Origin of the sequence: Nocardioides sp. CPCC 206348 (assembly GCF_048654705.1) — a bacterium.
In the GTDB taxonomy this organism is placed as follows: domain Bacteria; phylum Actinomycetota; class Actinomycetes; order Propionibacteriales; family Nocardioidaceae; genus Nocardioides.
In genome coordinates this window covers 6,248-6,506 of the sequence record NZ_JBMCZA010000150.1, presented here as the reverse complement: position 1 = coordinate 6,506, position 259 = coordinate 6,248, and the positions used below count along the sequence as shown (strand labels likewise).

The following is a 259-nucleotide window of genomic DNA, read 5'->3' as shown; positions in this document are numbered from 1 at the left end:
CTTCGCCAACACCTCGGGGGCCTGTGTGTGGCTCATCATCAGGAACCCGACGGTCTCCAGGCCCAGCTGCCGTGCAAGACCAAAATGTTGCTGGGACACGTCGGCCTCGGTGCAATGGGTGGCGACCCGGCAGATCTGGCCGCCGTTGTCCTGGGCGGCGCGGATGTCGTCCTTGGTGCCGAGGCCGGGGAGCATGAGGAATGCGATCTTGGCGCGCTTGGCCGTCGCGGCCGCGATCTTGATGAGCTCCTGCTCCGGA

General features: G+C 66.4%; 1 pseudogene. It reads right to left on the bottom strand.

Annotated features, from left to right (window positions below):
* Window positions 1-259 (bottom strand): annotated as a pseudogene (locus tag ACOADB_RS10590) (4-hydroxy-2-oxovalerate aldolase); the annotation flags it as partial.